The sequence below is a fragment of the Actinoplanes rectilineatus genome (genome assembly GCF_000962825.1).
Taxonomy (GTDB): Bacteria; Actinomycetota; Actinomycetes; order Mycobacteriales; family Micromonosporaceae; genus Actinoplanes; species Actinoplanes rectilineatus.
Genome location: NZ_JZKF01000042.1, coordinates 1 through 20,971 on the forward strand (window position 1 = coordinate 1; position 20,971 = coordinate 20,971).

Annotated in this window: 17 protein-coding genes and 1 riboswitch; of the genes, 10 read left to right on the top strand and 7 right to left on the bottom strand. The window is 71.4% G+C overall.

Annotated features, from left to right (window positions below):
• Positions 1-107: 107 nt before the first annotated feature.
• The 4 genes from WH85_RS27490 (at position 108) to WH85_RS27505 (ending at position 5,369) form a co-directional block, all read left to right on the top strand.
• Positions 108-1,532, top strand: coding sequence for a glycoside hydrolase family 43 protein (locus tag WH85_RS27490; RefSeq protein WP_045744926.1), 1,425 nt, complete (start codon positions 108-110; stop codon positions 1,530-1,532).
• Positions 1,533-2,239: 707 nt separating this feature from the next.
• Positions 2,240-3,193, top strand: coding sequence for a transporter substrate-binding domain-containing protein (locus WH85_RS27495; RefSeq protein WP_052720842.1), 954 nt, complete (start codon positions 2,240-2,242; stop codon positions 3,191-3,193).
• Entirely contained in the window at positions 3,186-4,196 is a 1,011-nt protein-coding gene (locus WH85_RS27500) for a hypothetical protein (protein WP_045744927.1), read from the top strand. Before WH85_RS27495 ends, WH85_RS27500 begins: the two co-directional genes overlap by 8 nt.
• A 198-nt stretch (positions 4,197-4,394) precedes the next feature.
• The gene (locus WH85_RS27505) at positions 4,395-5,369 is read left to right on the top strand and encodes an ABC transporter substrate-binding protein (RefSeq protein WP_045744928.1); all 975 of its coding nucleotides are present in this window, start codon (positions 4,395-4,397) and stop codon (positions 5,367-5,369) included.
• A gap of 46 nt (positions 5,370-5,415) precedes the next feature.
• Here the strand turns inward: WH85_RS27505 and metE are convergent, their stop codons facing one another.
• A complete protein-coding gene (gene metE / locus WH85_RS27510) occupies positions 5,416-7,656 on the bottom strand; it encodes a 5-methyltetrahydropteroyltriglutamate--homocysteine S-methyltransferase (RefSeq protein WP_045744929.1) in 2,241 nt (746 codons plus the stop codon).
• 93 nt (positions 7,657-7,749) lie between these two features.
• A riboswitch (cobalamin riboswitch) is annotated at positions 7,750-7,956 on the bottom strand.
• 19 nt (positions 7,957-7,975) lie between these two features.
• Entirely contained in the window at positions 7,976-8,224 is a 249-nt protein-coding gene (locus tag WH85_RS27515) for a hypothetical protein (RefSeq protein ID WP_045744930.1), read from the bottom strand.
• A gap of 183 nt (positions 8,225-8,407) precedes the next feature.
• Here WH85_RS27515 and WH85_RS27520 point away from each other — a divergent pair, with 183 nt between their 5' ends.
• The gene (locus tag WH85_RS27520) at positions 8,408-9,400 is read left to right on the top strand and encodes a LacI family DNA-binding transcriptional regulator (protein WP_045744931.1); all 993 of its coding nucleotides are present in this window, start codon (positions 8,408-8,410) and stop codon (positions 9,398-9,400) included.
• Between the two features lie 30 nt (positions 9,401-9,430).
• Here WH85_RS27520 and WH85_RS27525 read toward each other — a convergent pair whose 3' ends face one another.
• Both WH85_RS27525 and WH85_RS27530 read right to left on the bottom strand, forming a co-directional pair.
• On the bottom strand, positions 9,431-10,108 hold the full coding sequence (locus tag WH85_RS27525; RefSeq protein WP_045744932.1) for a hypothetical protein: 678 nt from the start codon (positions 10,106-10,108) through the stop codon (positions 9,431-9,433).
• Positions 10,109-10,177: 69 nt separating this feature from the next.
• A complete protein-coding gene (locus WH85_RS27530) occupies positions 10,178-10,726 on the bottom strand; it encodes a hypothetical protein (protein ID WP_045744933.1) in 549 nt (182 codons plus the stop codon).
• 176 nt (positions 10,727-10,902) lie between these two features.
• Between WH85_RS27530 and WH85_RS27535 the strand changes: the two genes are divergently transcribed.
• Positions 10,903-12,147, top strand: coding sequence for an MFS transporter (locus WH85_RS27535; protein WP_211275461.1), 1,245 nt, complete (start codon positions 10,903-10,905; stop codon positions 12,145-12,147).
• 419 nt (positions 12,148-12,566) lie between these two features.
• On the opposite strand, the gene WH85_RS27540 is transcribed toward WH85_RS27535, so the two are convergent.
• On the bottom strand, positions 12,567-13,487 hold the full coding sequence (locus WH85_RS27540; protein WP_045744935.1) for a cation diffusion facilitator family transporter: 921 nt from the start codon (positions 13,485-13,487) through the stop codon (positions 12,567-12,569).
• 422 nt (positions 13,488-13,909) lie between these two features.
• On the opposite strand from WH85_RS27540, the gene WH85_RS27545 reads away from it, so the two are divergent.
• Positions 13,910-14,437, top strand: coding sequence for a MarR family winged helix-turn-helix transcriptional regulator (locus WH85_RS27545; protein WP_052720843.1), 528 nt, complete (start codon positions 13,910-13,912; stop codon positions 14,435-14,437).
• Entirely contained in the window at positions 14,434-16,380 is a 1,947-nt protein-coding gene (locus tag WH85_RS27550) for a CocE/NonD family hydrolase (RefSeq protein WP_052720844.1), read from the top strand. The genes WH85_RS27545 and WH85_RS27550 overlap by 4 nt, the downstream gene beginning before the upstream one ends.
• 112 nt (positions 16,381-16,492) lie before the next feature.
• Here the strand turns inward: WH85_RS27550 and WH85_RS27555 are convergent, their stop codons facing one another.
• Positions 16,493-17,143, bottom strand: a complete 651-nt coding sequence (locus WH85_RS27555) for a hypothetical protein (protein WP_045744936.1) — start codon at positions 17,141-17,143, stop codon at positions 16,493-16,495.
• Positions 17,140-18,768, bottom strand: a complete 1,629-nt coding sequence (locus WH85_RS47450) for a CHASE2 domain-containing protein (RefSeq protein WP_052720845.1) — start codon at positions 18,766-18,768, stop codon at positions 17,140-17,142. The genes WH85_RS27555 and WH85_RS47450 overlap by 4 nt, the downstream gene beginning before the upstream one ends.
• A gap of 292 nt (positions 18,769-19,060) precedes the next feature.
• Between WH85_RS47450 and WH85_RS27565 the strand changes: the two genes are divergently transcribed.
• Positions 19,061-19,993, top strand: a complete 933-nt coding sequence (locus WH85_RS27565) for a glycoside hydrolase family 11 protein (protein ID WP_045744937.1) — start codon at positions 19,061-19,063, stop codon at positions 19,991-19,993.
• Position 19,994: 1 nt separating this feature from the next.
• Complete coding sequence (locus tag WH85_RS27570; protein ID WP_045744938.1) at positions 19,995-20,939, top strand: polysaccharide deacetylase family protein; 945 nt, start codon at positions 19,995-19,997, stop codon at positions 20,937-20,939.
• Positions 20,940-20,971 lie beyond the last annotated feature (32 nt).

Here is a 20,971-nt window from a genome sequence, read left to right on the forward strand (position 1 = left end):
GTGCTCAGCGCGTACCCGGAGAAGGATCTTTGATCGAGGGTGGCGAATCAGTAAGGTTTCCTTGCGCCGGGCCGTTTCCCCCACGCGGCTCGCGTGAGGGAGGTTCCGTGTCTCATCCCCGCAGGTTGTGGCTGATCCTGGTGGCACTGGCCGGGCTGGTGCTGTCGCTCGGGACGGTGCCCCGGGCGGCCGAAGCGGCAGCCGCCGGCACGTTCCGGAACCCGGTGGGCACCAAGCCGGATCCGTTCATGACCTATTTCAACGGTAACTACTACCTGACGATGACCGAGGGCGACTCGATCAGGATCCGGAAGTCGCCGAGCGTCGCGGGCCTGCTGCGAGCATCGGCGATCACGGTGTGGACGGACACCGACGCCGGGCGCAACAAGAACGTCTGGGCGCCGGAGTTCCACCGGTTCAACGGGCGCTGGTACATGTATTACACCGCCGACAACGGGATCGACGACAATCACCGGCTGTACGTGCTGGAGTCCGACGGCGACGATCCGGCGGGGAGCTACCACTTCCGGGGGCAGCTGCTGCCGCCGAACCACGACAAGTTCGCCATCGACGCGTCGATCCTGCAGCAGAACGGTCGGATGTACGTCGCGTTCGCCGGGATCAACCAGTGGCAGCACAACGGCATCATGATCGCGCCGTTGTCCGATCCGTGGACGGTCTCCGGGAACGCGGTGCCGATCAACGCGGCCGGCGGGTGCTCGACGATCCGGGAGGCGCCCGAGTTCCTGCAGCGGAACGGGACGACCTACATGGTGTACTCGACGTGTGACACCGGGCTGCCGGACTACCAGCTGTGGCAGCTGAGCATCCCGTCCACCGCCGACCCGCTGGTCGCGGCGAACTGGACACAGCGCAGCGGCGCGATCTTCAGCCGCAACGACGCCGCCGGGGTGTACGGGCCGGGGCACAACGGCTTCTTCACCAGCCCGGACGGCACCGAGACGTGGATGGTGTACGGGGCCAAGGCGACGAGTGCCACGACGTACACCAACCGGGTGAGCCGGATCCAGCGGATCGGCTGGAACGCCGACGGCAGTCCCAGCCTGGGCCGGCCCCTGGCCGTCGGCGCCACCCAGGACCTGCCGTCCGGCGACCCCGGACCGTCCACCGCGTGGATCAACGACGACGGCCGGACCAGCGGGAACGGATCGCTCGCGCTGACCGGTTCGTGGAGTTCCGGCACCGGCTGCGGGGTGCAGTGCTTCTGGGGCGACGACCACTGGAGCGCGGCGACCGGGGCGACGGCCACCCTCACGTTCACCGGCACCCAGCTCGGCCTGCTCTCGGTCCGCGACACCGGCAACGGCATCGCGGCGATCAGCGTCGACGGCGGCGCCGAGACGAGCGTCGACTTCTACGGCGCGATCCGGGTCGGCGAGGCCCTCACCTATCTGACGCCGAAACTGGCGTACGGCACGCACACCGTCCGGGTCCGTGTCACCGGTACGAAGAGCAGCGCGTCGGCCGGCACGGTGGTCAGCCTGGACCGCGCCGAGATCTGGACCAACTGAGCTCCGGGGTCGCCGGGCCGCTCGTCAGGGCAGCCCGGTAGCCCCGGATACTCGTCCGATGCGTCCTTCGATGCGTCCTTCGATGCGTCCGGACCGGTGACCGCGGCGACGCGCGGCGTGCCGTCTCGCACCTGTGGGAGGAGCTGTTCCACCAGGGCGGCATCTACGAGGCGACGCCCGGAGCGGCCCGGTTCGTCGCCGCGGCGCCGGCTGATCCGCGGGTCATCGCCCAGCCCTGCCCCACGCGCGAGTTCGGTGACGGTCCGCTCCGGGCGGCTCTGCTGCTCCGGCTGTCCGGTCTCGGCTACGCGATGGGCGTCGAGTGGCAGGACATGATCGGTCACGTCCCCGGCATCGAGTCCGTCGGCGGTCCGCTCCGTCCGATGCGGCCCGAGCTGTACGCCGCCCATCCCGCCCGTATTCACCACACCCCCACGGGTGTGGTGATTTGGGGCGTGCAGCGCGCCCGTATTCACCACACCGCCACGGGTGTGGTGATTTGGGGCGTCCAGCGCGCCCGTATTCACCACACCCCCACGGGTGTGGTGACTTCGGGTGTCCAGCGCGCCCGTAATCACCACACGCATGGGCTTCGCACCCTGACCACGAAACGTGTTTGGCGCTGCGACCGCACCCGCCGCGTCTACTGTGGCGACGGTCGATATCCTCGGTCGCCGCCGGACGGGCCGGCGGGACGGGGGCTGTGCATGAACGCGGAGGACGTCGTCCGGAAACGGCGCCGGGACTACTGGATTCCGGCGGCGCGGTTGCTCGCCCTGCTGCTGGTGCCGGTGGTGATCCTGGGGGTGGGGCTGGCCGAGATGCGGCGCGACACCGGCCCCACGTTCGACGAGATGATCGAGGCGGCCGGGCTGGCGGGCAAGGCGACACTCACCATCGGGGTGTTGTCCGACGTGCCGGGCGTCAGCGAGTACGACAAGACGACCGGGCTGTACTCCGGGTTCGACATCGACGTCGCGTACATGATCGCGGTGGGCCTGGGTTATCAGCGGTCCGAGGTGCGTTTCATGCCGATCGAGAGCAAGGAACGGGTCCGGATGCAGGCCCGTGACGGTGACGACCTGGTGCCGGTCGACCTGGTGATCGCCGGCCTCTCGAACAGCGGGGACCGGGGCAAGAACACCGGGCTGACCATCCCGTACCTGAAGACCACGGTGACGCTGGTGACCCGGTCCGGCCGGCCCGCGGTGCGTTCCCTGCACGAACTGCCGAAGGGGCAGATCTGTCTGACCGGCGTCTCGACGCTGGCCGCGCGGATGAACATCCCGGTGACCGTCCGGCCGACCTGGACCGCATGCGTCGAGGGTGTGCTGAAGGGCGACTTCGCCGGGACACTCGGCGACGCGGCGCTGCTGGCCGGGTTCGTCGCCCGGCACCACGACGGGTTGATGGCCCACGACGTCGGAGTGGACACGCCCGAGGAATGGGTGGTCAACACCGGGGAGAACACCGCCCTGCGCCAGCTCGTGGAGTCGGTGTTGCAGAGCTCGTGGGCGGACGACCACGACACCCGGTGGGAGGAGGCGTACGCCCGGCACTTCCTGCCGTCGGACAGGTGGATGTCCGGCCAGCAGGTCGCCGTGTCGGCGCAGCCGAAGGATGAGGCTGAGGGGTTCCGGATCGGGGAGCTCCGTGAGTGAGCGCCGCCGCGCGACGCAGGGGGCGCTCGCGCTGCTCCCGGTGCTTCCGCTGGCCCTGCTCGTCGGCCGGGTGTGGCTGATGGGCAACGGCGATCCGCAGACGATGATCCTGCTGATCGCCAACCTCAGCCCGGCCGGCCTGATGGTGGTCCTGTTCGGATCACTGCTCTGGATGGTCCCGATCCTGCTGCTCACGGCTCGGCTGGCGGAGGGGTACCGGCGGATCAGCGACCCGTCCGGCGGGTGGCCGTTCGGCCTGAACCTGCGGGTGCCGCTCTGGCTGACCGGGGTGGCCGCGTGCGTCGCCGTGCTCACCTGGCAACTGCGGTACCTGCCGGCGCTCGGCGCGATCCTGGTGGTGATCGTGGCGCTCGGGTTCCGCGAGGCGTACCCGGGGAACCGGCTGTTGATCCTCGCCACCGGTGTCGGGCTGCCGGTGCTGGTGCTGGCCGCCGAGTACTACCTGATCTTCGTGGATGCGGTGGAGGCCGCCGTGCTGGACGGCCAGGCCGTCACCGGTCTGTTGCTGCTCCTGCCGCCGCTGCTGGCGGTGTTCCTGACCGGCCCGCTGCCGGCGTTCGCGGCCCGGCCGGCGATCCTGCTGCCCGCGCTGAGCGTGCTGATCCTGGTGCCGATGCTGATCACCACGTCGTACCTGCGGGCCCCGCTGCTGCCGCTGGTCGCGATCGAGGTGACCACCGAGGAGGGGCAGGAGCCGTTCCCGCCGGTGATCGTGGGCTACGTGATCACCGCCCAGGATCACGTGGTGACGGTGATGGACCGCGAGGGGGCGGTCGTCTTCGTCGGCAGCGACCGGATCGGCGGCCAGGTGCTGTGCCCGGCGTCCGGTGACGACGAGGAGCCGGCGGTCGCGTTCCTCGGCTGGCCGGCCGACCGTTCCCTGATCGACCAGCTTCTGCCGGAGGCGGACACCGTCGAGACGGACCGCCGCTGCCAGGGCCGGGTCCGGAGCACCGTCACGGACGCGGCGGGCGGGCCGTGATCGCGGTGTCATCCGGGCGGTGGGAGCGGGCGAGCCGGGTCGCCGTCCCGGCGCCGGCGCCGTCGTCCTCCTCGGTGTCGCCGCTCCAGGGCCCCGACCGTCGTCGATCGGCCCGCTGGTAGCCTGCTGCACATCCTTGGCAACAGCAAACCAAGGGCGTCGGATCGCTGACCGGGCGCCCGATGAAAGGTCCCGCCGATGAAGGCGTTCCGCCTCCTGGCCACCAGCGCCGCCGCGATCCTGCTCACCGCCGGATGCGGTGCCGGCTCCACCGCCGAGACCACATCGGGTACGCCCGCCGGCGGATACCCGCTGACGCTGACCAACTGCGGCGCCGAGGTCACCTTCGACAAGGCCCCGGAGCGGGTGGTGCTACTCAAGAGCGCCGCCGTGCCGTACCTGCACTCGCTCGGCGTGCTGGACCGGGCCACCGCGCGGGCCGGGCTGTACCCGACGGAGTACTACGACGCCGCCACCCAGGCCGAGATCGACAAGATCCCGCTGCTGACCGACAAGACCGACACCAGCGGTCACCTGCAGATCTCCAAGGAGGTCGTGATCAGCCAGGAGCCCGACCTGGTGCTGGGCGAGGTCGACAACCTGTCCCGCGACACGCTGTCCGCGGTGGACATCCCGCTGCTCGAAGAGCCCACCATGTGCCCGGGCAACACGACGAAGCCCACTTTCGACGACATCTACTCGCAGATGCGTACCTATGGAAAGGTCTTCGGCAAGGACGCCGAGGCGGCCGTCAGCGCTCTCCAGGAGCGCGTGTCGAAGATCGGCAAGGTCGAGGGCGACCGCACGGCGGCGGTGCTCTACCCGACCGTCGGCGGCGGGGTCACCTACGCCTACGGTTCGGCGAGCATGGCCGAACCGCAGCTGGAGGCGGCCGGGTTCACCAACGTCTTCGCCGACAGCAAGGAGCGTGTCTTCGAGGTGACCCTCGAGGAGCTGCTCGGCCGCAACCCCGACGTGCTGATCCTGCTGTACGGCGACGGTGACCCCGCCGCGGTCCAGAAGGCGATCACCGACCTGCCCGGCGCCGACAAGCTCAAGGCCGTGAGCGGCGGCAACGTCCTGCCTCAGCTGTTCAACTTCACCGAGCCGCCGTCCCCGCTCTCCGTCGACGGCCTGCAGAGGATCGTCGAGCGGTTCAAGGCCGCCGCGTGACCGCCGTGCGTCCCGGGGCGGGCGGCGACGCCCGCCCCGGACCGGTTCAGCCCGCCCGGACCTCCGCGGCGGCCGCGACCAGGTTCCGCAGCGCGGCCTCCACCTCCGGATAGCCGCGGGTCTTCAGCCCGCAGTCCGGGTTGACCCACAGCCGGCGGCCCGGCACGGCGGCGACCGCCCGGCGCAGCGCACCGGTCACCTCACCCCGCGACGGCACCCGCGGGGAGTGGATGTCCCAGACCCCGGGCCCGACGCCGCGGCGGTACCCGGCGGCGGCCAGATCGCCGAGCACCTCCATCCCGGAACGGGACGCCTCGAGGCTGGTGACGTCCGCGTCCAGGCCGTCGATCGCGCCGATGACCTCGCCGAACTCCGAGTAGCACAGGTGGGTGTGCACCTGGGTGCCGTCCGCCACCCCACTGGTGGCCAGCCGGAACGCGCCGACCGCCCAGTCCAGGTAGGCCTTCTGCGCGGACGCCCGCAGCGGCAGCAGTTCGCGCAGGGCCGGCTCGTCGACCTGCACCACCGTGATGCCGGCCGCCTCCAGATCGGCGCACTCGTCGCGCAGGGCCAGCGCCACCTGGTCGGCGGTCGCCGCCAGCGGCTGGTCGGTGCGCACGAACGACCAGGCGAGGATGGTGACCGGCCCGGTGAGCATGCCCTTGACCGGTTTGGCCGTCAGCGACTGGGCGTAGGTGGACCAGGCCACCGTCATCGGCGCCCGGCGCGCCACGTCACCGAAGATGATCGGCGGGCGGACGCACCGCGAGCCGTACGACTGCACCCACCCGTGGTCGGTCGCCGCGAACCCGTCGAGCTGCTCGCCGAAGTACTGGACCATGTCGTTGCGCTCGGGTTCGCCGTGCACGAGCACGTCCAGGCCGAGCTCCTCCTGCAGCCGGATGACGTGGGCGACCTCGGCACGCATCCGCTGGGCGTAGCCGTCGGCGTCGAGCGTCCCGGCACGCAGTGCGGCACGGGCGGCGCGCAGCTCGGCGGTCTGCGGGAACGAGCCGATCGTGGTGGTCGCCAGCGGCGGCAGCTGGAGACGTTCCTGCTGGGCCGCGGCCCGCGCCCGGTAATCGCCGCGCTGCCGGTCGGCGGGGGAGAGCGCGGCCAGGCGGGCGCGGACCTCGGTGCGGCGCCAGGTCTCGGGAGCGGGCGGCAGGGGTACGGGCGCCGGCCCGGTCCCGTCCCGCAGCGCCGCGCCGAGCAGCACCACCTCGTCGACCTTCTGCCGTGCGAAGGCCAGTCGTTCGCGCAGTTCCGGCGCGAGCCGGGTCTCCGCGTCCAGGTCGGCCGGCACGTGCAGCAGCGAGCAGGAGGCGGCGACGGCGACGTGGTCGGCGAGCGCGGTCAGCGTGGTGCCGGTGGTGATCGCGGCCCGCAGGTCGGTGCGCCACACGTTGTGCCCGTCGACCAGCCCGGCGACGATGGTCTTGCCCGGCAGCGGTCCGGCGGCGGCGAGCCGGGACAGGTTGGAGGGTCCGGCGACGAAGTCGAGGCCGATCGCCTCGACCGGGGTGCGCAGCAGGGCCGGCAGGGCGTCGCCGAGGTCGCCGAAGTAGGTGGCGACGAAGATCTTCGGCCGGTCGGTGAGGGCGCCGAGACGCGCGTACGCGTCGTGCAGGGCGCTGATCTCGTCGATGGTGCGGTCGGCGACGTAGGCGGGTTCGTCGAGCTGCACCCAGGCGACCCCGGCGCTGGCGAGGGCGGACAGGATCCGCGCGTACGTGTCGACCAGGTCGCCGAGGCGGGCGAACGGGTCGTCCCCCTTGGCCAGGAGCAGGAACGTGGCCGGCCCGACCAGCACCGGTCTCGTGGTGATGCCGTGCGACTGTGCTTCCGCGTACTCCGAGACGGGTTTGACCGGGTTGGCGGTGAAGACCGTGTCGGGGGAGATCTCCGGAACCAGGTAGTGGTAGTTGGTGGCGAACCACTTGGTGAGCTCGAGCGCCGGTTCGGCGTCGACGCCCCGCGCCATGGCGAAGTAGGTGTCCAGCTCGGACAGGCCGAGCCGCCGGAACCGTTCGGGGATCGCGCCGACGGCGACCGCGGTGTCCAGAACGTGGTCGTAGTAGGAGAACGTGTTGGACGGGATCGCGTCCAGCCGGGCGTCGCGCAGCGTCCGCCAGACCTCGGCGCGCAGCCCGGCGGCCGTGTCCTCCAGCGAGGCGGCGTCGATGGTGCCCGACCAGTAGGCCTCGACGGCCTTCTTCAACTCCCGGTTCGCGCCGATGCGCGGATAGCCGAGGACGGTGCTCTGACCGAATGCGGTGTGATCCACCGGTGTCTCCCTCCCTCGAAGCGGCCGGCGGGCACGCGAAAAGAGGGGGTTCACCCCTGGTCCTCCCGAGGGACCGCCGGCGGCGCCCACCGGTCGGCGGGCGCGGCGCCGGCAGGTCTTCGGACTCGTGGGCACGCGTGCTTCCTACCGGCCGTCGCTTCCCAGACCGTCGCCGGTCCAGTGCTTCATGACGACTTTCGTTCCCACTCACCGCTGCGGGGCAGTCCCGGTCTCCCACCGGGTTCCCTCTTACGACGCCCCGCCTGGCGGGTGGGGCGAACCGGCACCGCGGGTCACTCTACCCGGCCTCCGGCCCGGCTCAGCCGAAGGATTTCACCGCCGTCCAGTCGGTGGAGACGACGATCTTCTCGGAGATGCCGACGCTGGTCTCTCCCGGGTGGTAGAGGCGGATGTTGCCGTCCGCGCCGGCCGGCTTGAGCGAGGCGACGACCGCACCCGGCTTGCCGTGGCGGATCATCATGGTGCCGCTGGCCATGTTGCGGAACAGCAGGTCGGGAGTGCCGTCCAGGTCGACGTCGGCGATGTTGACCACCTCCCGGGCGGTCATTGCCCAGGCGGTCCGACGGGATCCCTGACGCGTTGGGAGGCGGTCGAGGACATCGCCGTGCTGCCGGACGACTTCGACGCGATCGCCATCGGTGTGGAGATGACCGTGCGGGGCGAGATCTCCTGACTTCGCCCGGGAGTAAAAGGGGCAGGGGAGACCGGGGGCGCGTCCTATAGTCGGCGGATGCAGCGGAAGCGAGTGACTCTGGCCGATGTCGCGGCCGCCGCCGGGGTGTCCAAGGCGGCCGTCTCCCGGGTGCTCAACGACGCGCCGGGCGTGTCGGCGCGGACCAAGGAGCACGTCCGGGCGGTGATCGCCCGGCTGGACTACCGGCCGGACTCGGTGGCCCGGGCCCTCGCGCACGGGCACGGCGACGTCATCGAGCTGGTGATCGTGGACGATCCGTCGGTCTTCGGGACCAGTCCGTACTACGGCCGGGTCACCGCCGGGATCCTCCAAGAGCTGGCCGGCAGCACCGCGCAGCTCAGGGTGCACGTGGTGGAGCGGGCTCAGGCGTCGGAGCTGATCGCCACGATCGCCGAGTCGGTGAGTCTCGGTGTGCTGCTCAGCAATGTGGAGCCGGAGCTGGCGGCGGCCTTCTACGAGCAGTGCGACCGGGTGGTGACGATGGGCCCGTCCGCTCCGGGGGTCCCGTTCGTGGACGTCGCCAACAGCGACGGTGCCGCCGCCGCGGTGCGGCATCTGCACGAATCGGGGCGCCGCCGGATCGCGGCCCTGCACGGGCAGGAGGGCAATCCGTGTGCGGACGCCCGCCGGGACGGGTTCCGGCGGGCGGTGCGGGAGTTGGGGATTCCGGAGATCTCGCTGACCGGGAAGTTCCGGCGTGAGGTGGGTTATGAGCTGGCGACGCGGCTGGTCGCCGAGGAGCCCGGGGTGGACGCGATCTTCGCCGCCTGCGATCTGCTGGCGATCGGGGCGATGCAGGCGCTGGGGGACGCGGGGCGGCGGGTGCCGGGCGATGTGGCGGTGGTCGGGTTCGACGACAGTGTGATCGCCGAGTGTGCGACGCCGCCGATGTCATCGGTGCATCAGCCGGTGGAGATGATGGCCGCCGCGGCCACCCGGGCTCTGGTGCACCGGCAGGTCGCGCCGTTCTGGCGGTGTGTGTTCCCGGCGGACCTGCGGGTGCGGCAGAGTTCCAGGGCAGGGCTTTGAGGAACGGGCGGTGTTGCCGGCCACCGAGTGTCACGGATCGACGCATGACCAACTCTTGATGCTATTGACTGAAGAAGTGGAGGTGATGGCGCGGATCACCACCGGCAGTCCGAGAACGATCAGCAGAGGCGCGGGCCACCACCGCGGGAACCAGTCCCCGTCCGACAGGTTGGTGAAGCCGACCGCCAGCATCGACAGCGGAAGGCTCAGCACCGCGATCACCGGCGGAAGGCAGCCGGGCCCGGCCGGCGGCCCGCCCCTCCACCACACCACCAGCTCCGAGGCCGCGGTGAGTGCGGCGTACACGAGGGCCGCGAAGAGCGGGATCGTGACGAGCCCGTACCACGACTCCGGCCATGCCGAACCGGGAATGCGCGCCCGGTCCACGGTGACCGGGGTGCCGTGCCAGAGTCCGACGTCGACGTCGTCGCCCGCGCTCAGGTGCAGGGACACCTCGATCGTCCGGCCGCCGGACAACGCGATCGTCGCCGAGTGCCCGGTGCCGCCGGTCTCGCGCCCGTCCTGCCCGGAGTGCGACGGCGAGCTGCTCGTCGCGGTCACCTCGCCGGCGACGTGCGTCAGGCAGGTGTCCGGGCAGGACCGGGCGTGCCCGATCGCCCCGGCCTGCCAGATCCAGTAGGTGAACAGTGTGCCGATCAGTGCCGCGACCGCGCTGTGCCGGATCAGTGCCCGCCGGGGAGATGCCATGTCGCCCAGTCGAGCCGCGCGACGTAAGAGTCACGTTCGGATCAGGTTACGGACCGATTCGGATCAGGACTACTTCGGCAGGACCGGGGCGGGGCCGTTGTCGACGAACGAGAACGTCGTCGCCAGGTTCGCGTCGCCCAGTTCCTCGGCGATCAGCCCGGTACGGGGGAAGTACTGCAGGAACGCGCCCTGGTTGTGGATGCCGTAGGTCGGCCGCCCGTTGTCCTTCGCGGTCTGCACGACCAGCGTGAACAGCTGGCCGGCCCGCTTGGCGTCGCAGGTGGTGGCCACCGCGGTCAGTGGGTTGCTGCCGTTGTTGCGGATGCCGATGCAGGCCGCCTTCGGGCCGTCGCCGGCCTTCGCGGTCTTGATCTGGTACTTGTCGCCGACCGGGGAGAGGACGAAGAGCCCGTACGCGGGTTCGCCGTCGATCAGGTCGAGCCGGCCCTTGCCGTCGATGCCGACGATCGACTCGAACGACGGGAGCGGCTTGATGACGACCTGCCGTTTGCCGGTGAGGATCGGGTCGGCGGCGGCCGCGGCGGCCGGGTTCGCGGCCAGCGCGCCGAGGGCCAGGCCGGTGGCGGTCAGGGCGCCGAGGACTGCGGTCTTCTTCACGGTGGGCTCCCGGGGTGTGGTGGATGTCGTCTGTGGATCCCACAGTCGTCCTCCGGTGCGTACCCGGTGGCGTTCTGCCCGTTTCGCGGCACGAATGGTGGAGACATCGCGGCCCGGATCGATCTTGCTGCTACCCTGTTGCACATTATTTGCAATAGTGGGGTGGGGGAGTCCGGGTGGCCGGGGCCGTACGGCGATGGATGATTCTCGCCGAGATCATGCACCTGCCCGCCGTCCCGCGGCTGCTGGTGCTCACCCAGCTGGCCTTCAACGTCGGGTTCTACCTGGTGCTGCCGTTCCTGGCCGGGCACCTCGCCGAGGACCTCGGACTCGCCGCGGCCACCGTCGGGCTGGTGCTCGGGCTGCGTACCTTCAGCCAGCAGGGACTCTTCCTGATCGGTGGGGTGCTCGCCGACCGGTTCGGTGCCCGGCCGGTCGTGCTGACCGGCTGCGTCGTCCGCGTCGCTGGTTTCGTGGTGCTCGGCCTCGCCGGGAACCTTCCGCAGGTCCTCGCCGGTGCAGTGCTGACCGGTGTCGCCGCCGCGCTCTTCTCGCCCGCGGTCGAATCGGCGCTGGCCCGCGAAGGCGGCCGCCTGGAAACGGCCGGCCGGGTCCGGCGTACCGACCTGTTCGCGATGTTCTCCGCCGCCGGGGAAGTGGGCGCGGTGACCGGTCCGCTGCTCGGCACCCTGCTGCTCGCCGCCGGATTCCGGAGCACCTGCCTGGCCGCCGCCGTGGTGTTCGTGGCCATCTGGTTCATGCACTGGCGCCTGCTGCCCGCCGAGCCGGGCGCGCACGCCGGCGAACCGGTCCGCGACGGGCTTCGGGAGGTGTTCGCCAACCGGCGGTTCCTGGCGCTGGCCGCGGCGGCGAGTGCCGGGCTGCTCGCGTACAACCAGCTCTACCTCGCGCTGCCCCTGGAACTGGCGAGGGTCGGCGCGACCTGGGCGCTCGGCTGGCTCTTCGCCGCCGCGTCGATCATGGTGATCGCCGGGCAGTCGGTGGCCCGCGCGGTGCGCGACCGGCTCGGACCGCGGTGGGCTCCGGCGACCGGGTACACGCTGATCGCGGCGGCGTTCGCGGTGGTCGCGGCGGCCCGTCCGGGCACGGCCGCGGTCTGGCCCTCGGTCGCGCTGGTCGTCCTGCTCACCGCCGGCCAGATGATCACTTCTCCTCTGGTACGCGACAGCGCCGCCCGCCTCGCCGGTGAACGGCGGCTGGGGGCGTACTTCGGTGTGCTCAGCGCCGCCGGGGGAATCGCGGTGCTGGTGGGCAGCGCGGTGACCGGCCGGCTGTTCGACACGGCCGCCGCGACCGGTCCGGGAACGGCGCTGCCCTGGCTGATCCTGGCCGTCGTCCCGTTGCTCAGTGCGGTGGCGCTGTCCCGGATGTCCGTCCGCGAGCCGGGCCTGACCCGCTGACGCCACGCAGCTGCTTTGATTTCGGTAGCCGAGACCACGGAATCCCAGCGGGCGATGGAACAACACCGTGCTGTGGGTGGCGAACCGGCCTGGGAGTCGCCCCGCCACCCGGTCCGTCGGCTGCCACGCCAGCGGACGTGACCAGCGGAGTCGGACGTGGTCTGGCCGTCGCCCGCGGCACGGTGTAGATCAATCGCCTGCCGCCTGCCGCCTGCCGCCTGCCGCCCGCCGACGACGGCCCGGAACCGTCAGCCGTCGGTCAGGGTCGTTTTCGGCTTCTGGACGGACCGTGGGTGACGGCCGGGTCGGCCGTGATGCCACTCAACTGATGTGACCATGGCGGCAGTCGGTGCGAAGCCCTGGTGCGACTCATGATCAACTTAGTTTGAGGGGCACTTCGCGGGCCTCGGCCGGCATGATCAGGGGTGAGTGGGGCTCTCGTGGTCGGTGTGGCCGGCCGGCTCCAGCTGGAACGTCGAGTGCTCCACGTCGAAATGCCCGGCCAGACACTCCTGCATGGTGTCCAGCAGCTGCGGGGCGTGGCCGTCCTGGAAGCAGGAGTCGTCGACGACCACGTGCGCCGTGAGCACCGGCAGCCCCGAGGTCACCGTGTGCACATGCAGATCGTGTACGCCGAGCACATGGTCCAGTTCGGTGATGTGCGCGCGGATCCGGTCCAGGTCGACCTCGGCCGGGGCGGCTTCGAGCAGTACGTTCGCGGCTTCCCGGAGCAGGCGCAGCGCGCGGGGCGCGATGATCAGGCCGATCAGGATCGAGACGATGGCGTCGGCGCGGGTGAAGCCGGTCAGCGCGATCACCGCCGCCGCGGCGAGGACGCCCACCGAGGTGGCGGTGTCGGTGGCGACCTCGAGGAACGCGCCGCGCATGTTGAGGCTGGCGTCGCGGGCACGGAACAGCAGCGCCATCGCGAGCAGGTTGCCGACCAGTCCGATGGCGCCGAACAGTGCCATCCCTCCCGGGTCGACGGCACCGGGTTCGACGATCCGCCGGATGCCCTCGACGAACACGTAGACGCCCATGCCGGCCAGGATCAGCCCGTTCACGGCGGCGGCGAGAATCTCGGCGCGGGCCCAGCCGAAGGTGCGCCGTCCGGCCGCGGGCCGGGCGGCCAGCAGGGTGGCGCCCAGGGCCAGGGCGACGCCGCCCGCGTCGGCGAGCACGTGCCCGGCGTCGGCGAGCAGGGCGAGACTGCCGGTGACCAGGGCGCCGACGACCTCGACGGCGAAGATGGCGACCGAGATCGCGAGGGCGCCGGCCAGCACGTTCCGGTGTTTCCCGGTAGCCGTGACGGCGTGGTCGTGGTGGTGGTCGTGGCCCATCAGCTCTCCCTCGGCCGATACATGTTCACATGCGCATACTAATATGAGTTCGTCGCGGCGCGTCAAGGCGACGGCGCGTCAAGACACGTTTCGTGGTCAGGGTGCGAAGCCCATCCGCGTGGTGATTTCGGGCGTGCTGGGCGCCCCAATTCACCACACCCCTGGTGGCGTGGTGATTTCGGGCGCGCTGGGCGCCCCAATTCACCACACCTCTGGCGGTGTGGTGAATACGGGCGTGCTGGACGCCCGAAGTCACCACGCTGTTGTGGGTGTGGTGAATTCGGGCGTGCTGAGCGCCCGAAATCACCACAGCGGCAGACCCTGGCTGCGAAAGGTGTCAAGACGACGCGTCAAGACGAGTGTGTGCCGGGCCACCCGCCCATGTTTGACAGCTGATGATTTTGGAACAAAACTATGCCGTCATGGACGCTGACGGATCCCCGGCGGACCACGACCCGGCGCGGCTCACGGCGGACCTCGACCCGGCGCGGCTCACCGCGGCCCTCGTGCCGCTGACCCGTGCGCTGCGGTCCGCCGTCCGGGCCGCCGAGGACCTGCCCGACCTCCCGGACGCGCAGGTCGAGATCATCCGGGTGCTGCCCCGGGGCACGGTGCTCTCCTCCGGCGAGCTCGCGGCGACGTTGGGCCTGAGCCGGCCGACGGTCAGCAACCTCCTCACCGCCATGGAGGCGCGCGACCTGATCACCCGCCGCCCGTCGCCCGGCAACCGCCGGCACGTCCAGGTGTTCGCCACCGAACACGCCCTCGACCTGTTCGCCCGCTTCGACCGGGCCGCCGCCGCGCTCGTCACCACCGCGCTCGCCGGTCTCGACCCCGCCGACCGGGCTGTCCTCGCCGAAGCCCGGTCGGCGCTCGCCGCGGCCCTGCCCGCCCTCGTCCGCCTGCACCAGGCGCTCCAGCACACCCCCCGACCCGAGGACGGCCGATGACCACCCTGACCCAGCGTTTCGCCCGATGGCGGCAGTCCCGCACGTTCCCCGGCCTCGCCCCGGGACCGTTCGACATCACCCTCCGCAAGGACCTGCGCGTCCCGATGGACGACGGCGTCGAGCTGCTCGCAGACCTGATCACCCCGGTCACGCCGAGCCCCCCGGTTCCGCCGGCCATGTCAGGCTCGCCGGTCGTGGTGACCGCCGCGCCGCTGCCGACCGTCGTCATCCGTGGCCCGTACGGGCGTCGCGGCGGTGTCGCCGGCTTCGCGAACGCTCTGGCCCGCGAGGGTTTCACCGTGTTGTTCCAGAGCTGCCGCGGCACGTGGGGCTCCGGCGGCGTCTTCACCCCGCAGGTCGACGAGCAGCGTGACGGCATCGCCACCCACCGCTGGGTCCGCGAACAGCCCTGGTTCACCGGGCACCTCGTCACGTTCGGCGCCAGCTACATGGGTTTCACCCAGTGGGCGGTGGCCGGCCGGCTCCAGCGCGATGAGCCGCAGTCCGCGCCGGACGCCCTGTGCCTGGTCGTCACGATGCCCGACTTCGGCGCGATAACCTGGGACAACGGCGCCTTCTCGCTGCGCAACGCCCTGGGCTGGACGCAGATGATGGACCGGATGATCCGCCGCGACATGCTGCGGCTGGCGCTCGGCATGCTGCGCCCCGACCCGCAGCTGCGTCGCGGCTTCGACACCCTGCCACTGTCGGGAGCGGACACCGCGGCGACCGGTCATCCGGTGCACTGGTTCCAGGACTGGGTCGCCCACGAGCGCCTGACCGACGATTATTGGACGCAGCAGTCGCACACCGCCTCGGTCCCGGACGTCACCGCGCCGGTCTCCATGGTCACCGGGTGGTACGACATCTTCCTGCCCTGGCAGCTGCGCACCTACGCCCAGCTGGCCGCCGCCGGCCGTCCGCCGGTGCTCACCCTCGGACCGTGGGGGCACACCTCACCGGGGATGGGCGGCCCGGTACTCGAGCAGACCACCGCGTTCCTCAAGGAACACTTCTCCGGCGAGCCGGCCGGCCGTACGTTCCCGGTCCGCGCCTATCGCACCGGCGCAGACCAGTGGCACGACCTGCCGGAGTGGCCGCCGCCCGGCACCGCCGACCGGACATGGCACCTGCACGCCGATGGCCGACTGAGCCCGGCCCCCGCCGACGCCGGTCCGGCCCCGGCTCCCGTCGGCGGTCCGGAGCCGGCGCCCGCCGGTGGGGGCGTGACCACCTACGTCTACGACCCTGCCGACCCGACCCCGGCGATCGGCGGCCCGAGCCTGCAACGCGACTCCGGCCCGGTGGACAACGCCGCCCACGAGAAGCGCCCTGACGTCGTGGTGTTCCGCGGCGACACATTGGCCGAGGCGGTGACCGTCGCCGGCGAACCGGTCGCCCGGATCCGCTTCCGCTCGGACCGGCCCAGCGCCGACGTCTTCGTCCGCATCTGCGACGTCCACCCGGACGGCCGCGTGATGACGGTCTGCGACGGCATCCGCCGCATCGGAGGCATCGCAGACACCGACGACCGTCCCGGCACGGATAGCATCCCGGTCACGGACAGCGTCCCCGGCACGGACAGCGTCCCCGGCACGGACAGCGTCCCCGGCACGGACAGCGGCCCTGCCGAGGACGGCATCCCGGTCACGGACAGCGTTCCCATGGCGGATGGCGTCCCCGCCACGGATGGCTTTGCCGGCCCGGCGGATCCGGACGAATTCCGCGAGGTCGAGGTGCGGCTGTGGCCGACGTTCCACCGGTTCGCGGCCGGCCACCGGATCAGCGTGCAGATCTCCTCCGGCGCCCACCCCCGCTACGCCCGCAACCCGGGTTCCGGCGAACCGGCGGCCACGGCGGCGGAGACCCACCGTGCCACCCAGGAGATCTCCCACGACACGACCCGCCCGTCGCGTCTCGACCTGCCGATCTGGGCGGGCTGACCCCGGTGCCCGGGCCCGGCGGCCGAACCGCCGGGCCTGAGCGCCGAGCCCGAGGACTGGCTCCGAGCACTGGATCCGAGCACTGGACCCGCCCGCCACCGGCGGCTGACGGTCAGGAGGCGTCGACGGTGGCGTCCTCGTGGACGATGCAGTGGACGTCGCCGTCCGGGCACGGGTTGCCCAGGTCCAGGGTGACGACGACGTCGCGCAGGGTCTGCTCCTCGTCGAGCAGTTCGAGACCCTCACCGGTCACCTCGACGGCGATGGTCCGGGTGCTGTCGCCGTCCACCTCCAGGTCGGAACGGCCCAGCTCGGTGTACTCGTCGTCGATGTCGACCCAGATCAGGATCGCGCCGCGGCACGTGACGTCGATGAGGCAGTCGACCGTCACCGGCAGCACGCCGTCGACCAAGATCAGATCGGGATCGGACAGGTCGGCGGGGTCGTCCAGTTCGTCGTCGGGGGCGCCGTACTCGCCGGCCTGCAGGCAGTACTCGCCGCAGCCGAGAGCGTCGCCGACCTCCTCCACATCGGGCGAGGTCTCGGCGGGTGTGGGCGTCTCGACGTCCGGATCCGGGATCGTCGGGGGCGAGGTCGGCGGCGTCGTGGCGATGGTGGTGGTGGCGGTCGTCGCCGGAGTGGTCACCGTCGTCGAGTCCGGCTCGCCACCGCACCCGGCCAGGACCAGGGTGGCCGCGACCGGGCAGGCCAGACCGCGGGTGCGGGACCGGGCTCTTCCGCGTACCCCTGAAGGGGCCGTCACCGATCCGCCCGCCCGCAGCCGGTGGTCTGCGGCTGTGCCGCACGCCGCACCCGCTGGACGGCCTGGATGAGGTCGTCGACGTCCGGGCCGAGACGGTCGCCGCTGAGCGCGAAGGCCTGCCGTGTCCCGAGAGCGGCGACGTCGTCCGGCAGCAGCTCGCCGGCGGGCATCGCGGCGCCGTCGAGCAGCACCGGGACGACGACCGTCTCCGGCTGCCGCAGCCCGGCCGCCACCTCGCGGCGCACCCAGTCGCCGGGGTCGTCGAGCCGGCGGCCGCCGTCCGGGAACCGTGCCTGTGCCCAGTGCGGGCCGATCAGTACCAGCATCACGCTGCACCCCCGGATCGCCTCGCTGATCTGTTTCGGCCACTGCTGGCCGGCGGAGAGTCGTGCGGTGTCCATGAAGACGCTGTGCTCGCCGAACCGGAGGACCAGTTCGCGGCGGATCGCGCCGGCCGCGAAGCTCGACTGGTCGTGCCGGTACGACAGGAAGAAGTCGGCGTCGGCGGGCCGGACGAAATCCCGCAGTGCCACCTCGAGGGCGTGCCGCCGCCGGCGCTCGACGAGGGCGTCGATCGCGACGGCCGCGGCGGTGGCCGTCAACAGTGCGGCGAGTGCCGGGACCGGGGCGAGCACCCGTCCCCGGGTGAACGCGAACTGGACGGCGCCGAGCAGGACGGCCAGTACCGGGACCATGGTGATCAGTACGCGCGGCGCGGGCCACCGGGCGGCGGCCAGCAGCGGCAGGGCCGCCGCGATCAGCAGGAGGGCCAGGTCGGCGGCGGGTGGGACGGGGCGCAGCGGGACGCCGTGCAGCAGGGTGTGCAGGGCGTTCGCGTGGATCTCCACGCCGGACAGCGGGACCGGCGACGCCGCGGTCAGGAAGACGTCCTTCTGGGACGGCGCGGTGACCCCGACCAGGACGATGCTCCCGGCGATCCGCGACGGCGGGATGTCGCCCTCGAGGAGGTCGATGAGGGACACGGTCGGGAAGGTGCCGGGTCCACCCCGGAAGTCGATCAACGCGTGGTTGGCGGTGAACCCGTCGTCGCGGCGGTCGCCGGCGAGCATCCGGGCCGCCCGGACCGGGATGGTCGGCAGGTTCACCTGCTGGTACATCATGGTGCGCAGCACGCCGTCCGGGTCGGGGTCGACACCGGCCGCGGCGAGCACCGCGCCGGCCGTGCCGGAACGCCCGGCCGGGACCCCCTCGGCGGGTCCGCGGAAGTCCGGGGCCATCAGCACCACCGGGCCGTTGCGGGTGATCGCGGCGACCAGCGCGTCGTCGTCGGCGGGGCTCGGCCCGGCGCCGGAGAACTGCACGTCCACGACGATCAGCCGGGCCCCGCCGGCGTGCAGGCGGTCGAGGGCCCGGGCGTACAGGCCGCGGGGGATCGGCGGCATCCGGTCGACCGCGGCGACCGTGCGGTCGTCGACGGCCACGATCAGGATGCGCGGGTCCGGCGGTTGTGGGCCGCGGACCCGGAAGCGCAGGTCGACACTGCCGCGCTCGGGGCCGGCGAAACCGCCGGCCGCGTGCACGACCCCCACGAACGTGGTGACCGTCAAGTACGCCAGAGCCAGGAGCGCGACGCGGCCCAGCCCGGCCGGTGAGCGTCGGAACATCGTCCGTCCGGTGGCGGTGAGTGCTGGTGAGGTGATTCACCGTACTCGCGACGGCGTCGTTCCTGATGGGACATTCGGGCGGGTTGCTCCGGCCGGGTGGTCGCGGTTCCGAAAGTTTCGGATCTGCTCTCCGGTAGTTCGCAACGGGTGCTCCGTTGGCGAGAGTAATCGCTGTACAGAGCCGATCTTCATTACCGGAATGTTTCCGGAAGTTGTTGACACTCGATTCGCGGCGATTCGATACTGGCGGCATGCATCGCTTGTCATCGATGCATTGGGAAAGGAGACCGCCATGCCCGTCCCCCGCTTCCGGCTCATGGCCGCCGTCGTCGGCGCGCTCGTCCTCGCCATGACCGGCACCGCCCACGCCGACACCACCGTCACCACGAACCAGACCGGCACGAACAACGGGTACTTCTACTCGTTCTGGAAGGACAGCGGCAACGTCAGCATGACCATGGGCGCCGCCGGGCAATACAGCACCCAGTGGAGCAGCGTCAACAACTTCGTCGCCGGCAAGGGCTGGGCCACCGGCGCACGCCGCGCCGTCACGTACTCCGGGTCGTTCAACCCCAGCGGCAACGCCTATCTGACGCTGTACGGCTGGACCCGGAGTCCGCTGATCGAGTACTACATCGTCGACAACTGGGGCACGTACCGGCCGACCGGAACCTTCATGGGCACGGTGACCAGCGACGGCGGCACGTACGACATCTACCGCACGCTGCGGGTCAACCAGCCGTCGATCGAGGGCACCGCGACGTTCTACCAGTACTGGAGTGTCCGGCAGGCGAAGCGCACCGGCGGCACCATCACCACCGGCACCCACTTCGACGCGTGGGCCGGCAAGGGCATGAACCTGGGTTCGTTCGACTACCAGATCCTGGCCACCGAGGGTTACCAGAGCAGCGGCAACTCCAACATCACCGTCGGCGGCACCTCGGGCGGAGGCGGCAGCACCGGCTGCTCGGCCACGCTGTCCGCGGGCACCCAGTGGAGCGACCGGTACAACCTGAACGTCGCCGTCTCCGGATCCAGCAACTGGACCGTCACCCTGGCCGTCCCGTCGCCGGCCAAGAGCATCGCCACCTGGAACACCACGGCGAGCTATCCGGACGCGCAGACACTGGTCGCCACGCCGAACGGCAGCGGCAACACGTTCGGCGTCACCATCCAGGCCAACGGCAACTGGTCCTGGCCGACCGTCACGTGCAGTGGGAGCTGACATGCGCATCCGGGCCGCCCTGACCGCCCTCGTCACCCTCGCCGCCGGGCTCGCGGGCCTCGGCACCGGCACCCCGGCCCAGGCCGCCGCCTGCACCGGTTACGTCGGGCTGACCTTCGACGACGGGCCGACCGCCGGGAACACGCCGAACCTGCTCGCCGCGCTGCGCACCAACGGGCTGCGGGCCACCATGTTCAACCAGGGGCAGTACGCCGCGGCGAACCCCGCCCTGGTCCGGTCCCAGGTGGACGCCGGGATGTGGGTGGGCAACCACAGCTACACGCATCCGCACCTGACCCAGCAGAGCCAGGCCACGATGGAGTCGGAGCTCTCGCGTACCCAATCCGCCATCGCCAATGCCGGCGGCGGCACGCCGCAGTTGTTCCGGCCGCCCTACGGGGAGACGAACGCGACGTTGAGGGCGGTGGAGCAGAGGTATGGCCTGACCGAGATCATCTGGGACGTCGACTCGCAGGACTGGAACAACGCGAGCACCGACGCGATCGTGGCGGCGGCCGCACGGCTGACCGCCGGGCAGATCATCCTGATGCACGACTGGCCGGCCAACACGGTCGCCGCCATCCCGCGCATCGCCCAGGGGCTCGCCGCCCGCGGCCTGTGCGCCGGCATGATCTCGCCGTCGACCGGCCGGGCCGTCGCCCCGGGCGGCGGAGGCACCAGCGGGTGCTCGGCCACGTTGTCCGCGGGCACCCAGTGGAGCGACCGGTACAACCTGAGCGTCGCCGTCACCGGTTCCAGCAACTGGACCGTACGCCTGACCGTGCCGTCTCCGGCGAAGGTCATCGCCACCTGGAACACCACGGCGAGTTACCCGGACGCACAGACGCTGGTGGCCACCCCGAACGGCAGCGGCAACACCTTCGGCCTCACCGTGCAGGCGAACGGCAACTGGAGTTGGCCATCCGTCTCGTGTAGCGGCGGTTAGTTCCCTTTCGGGTGAAGCGTCGCCCTTGAGGC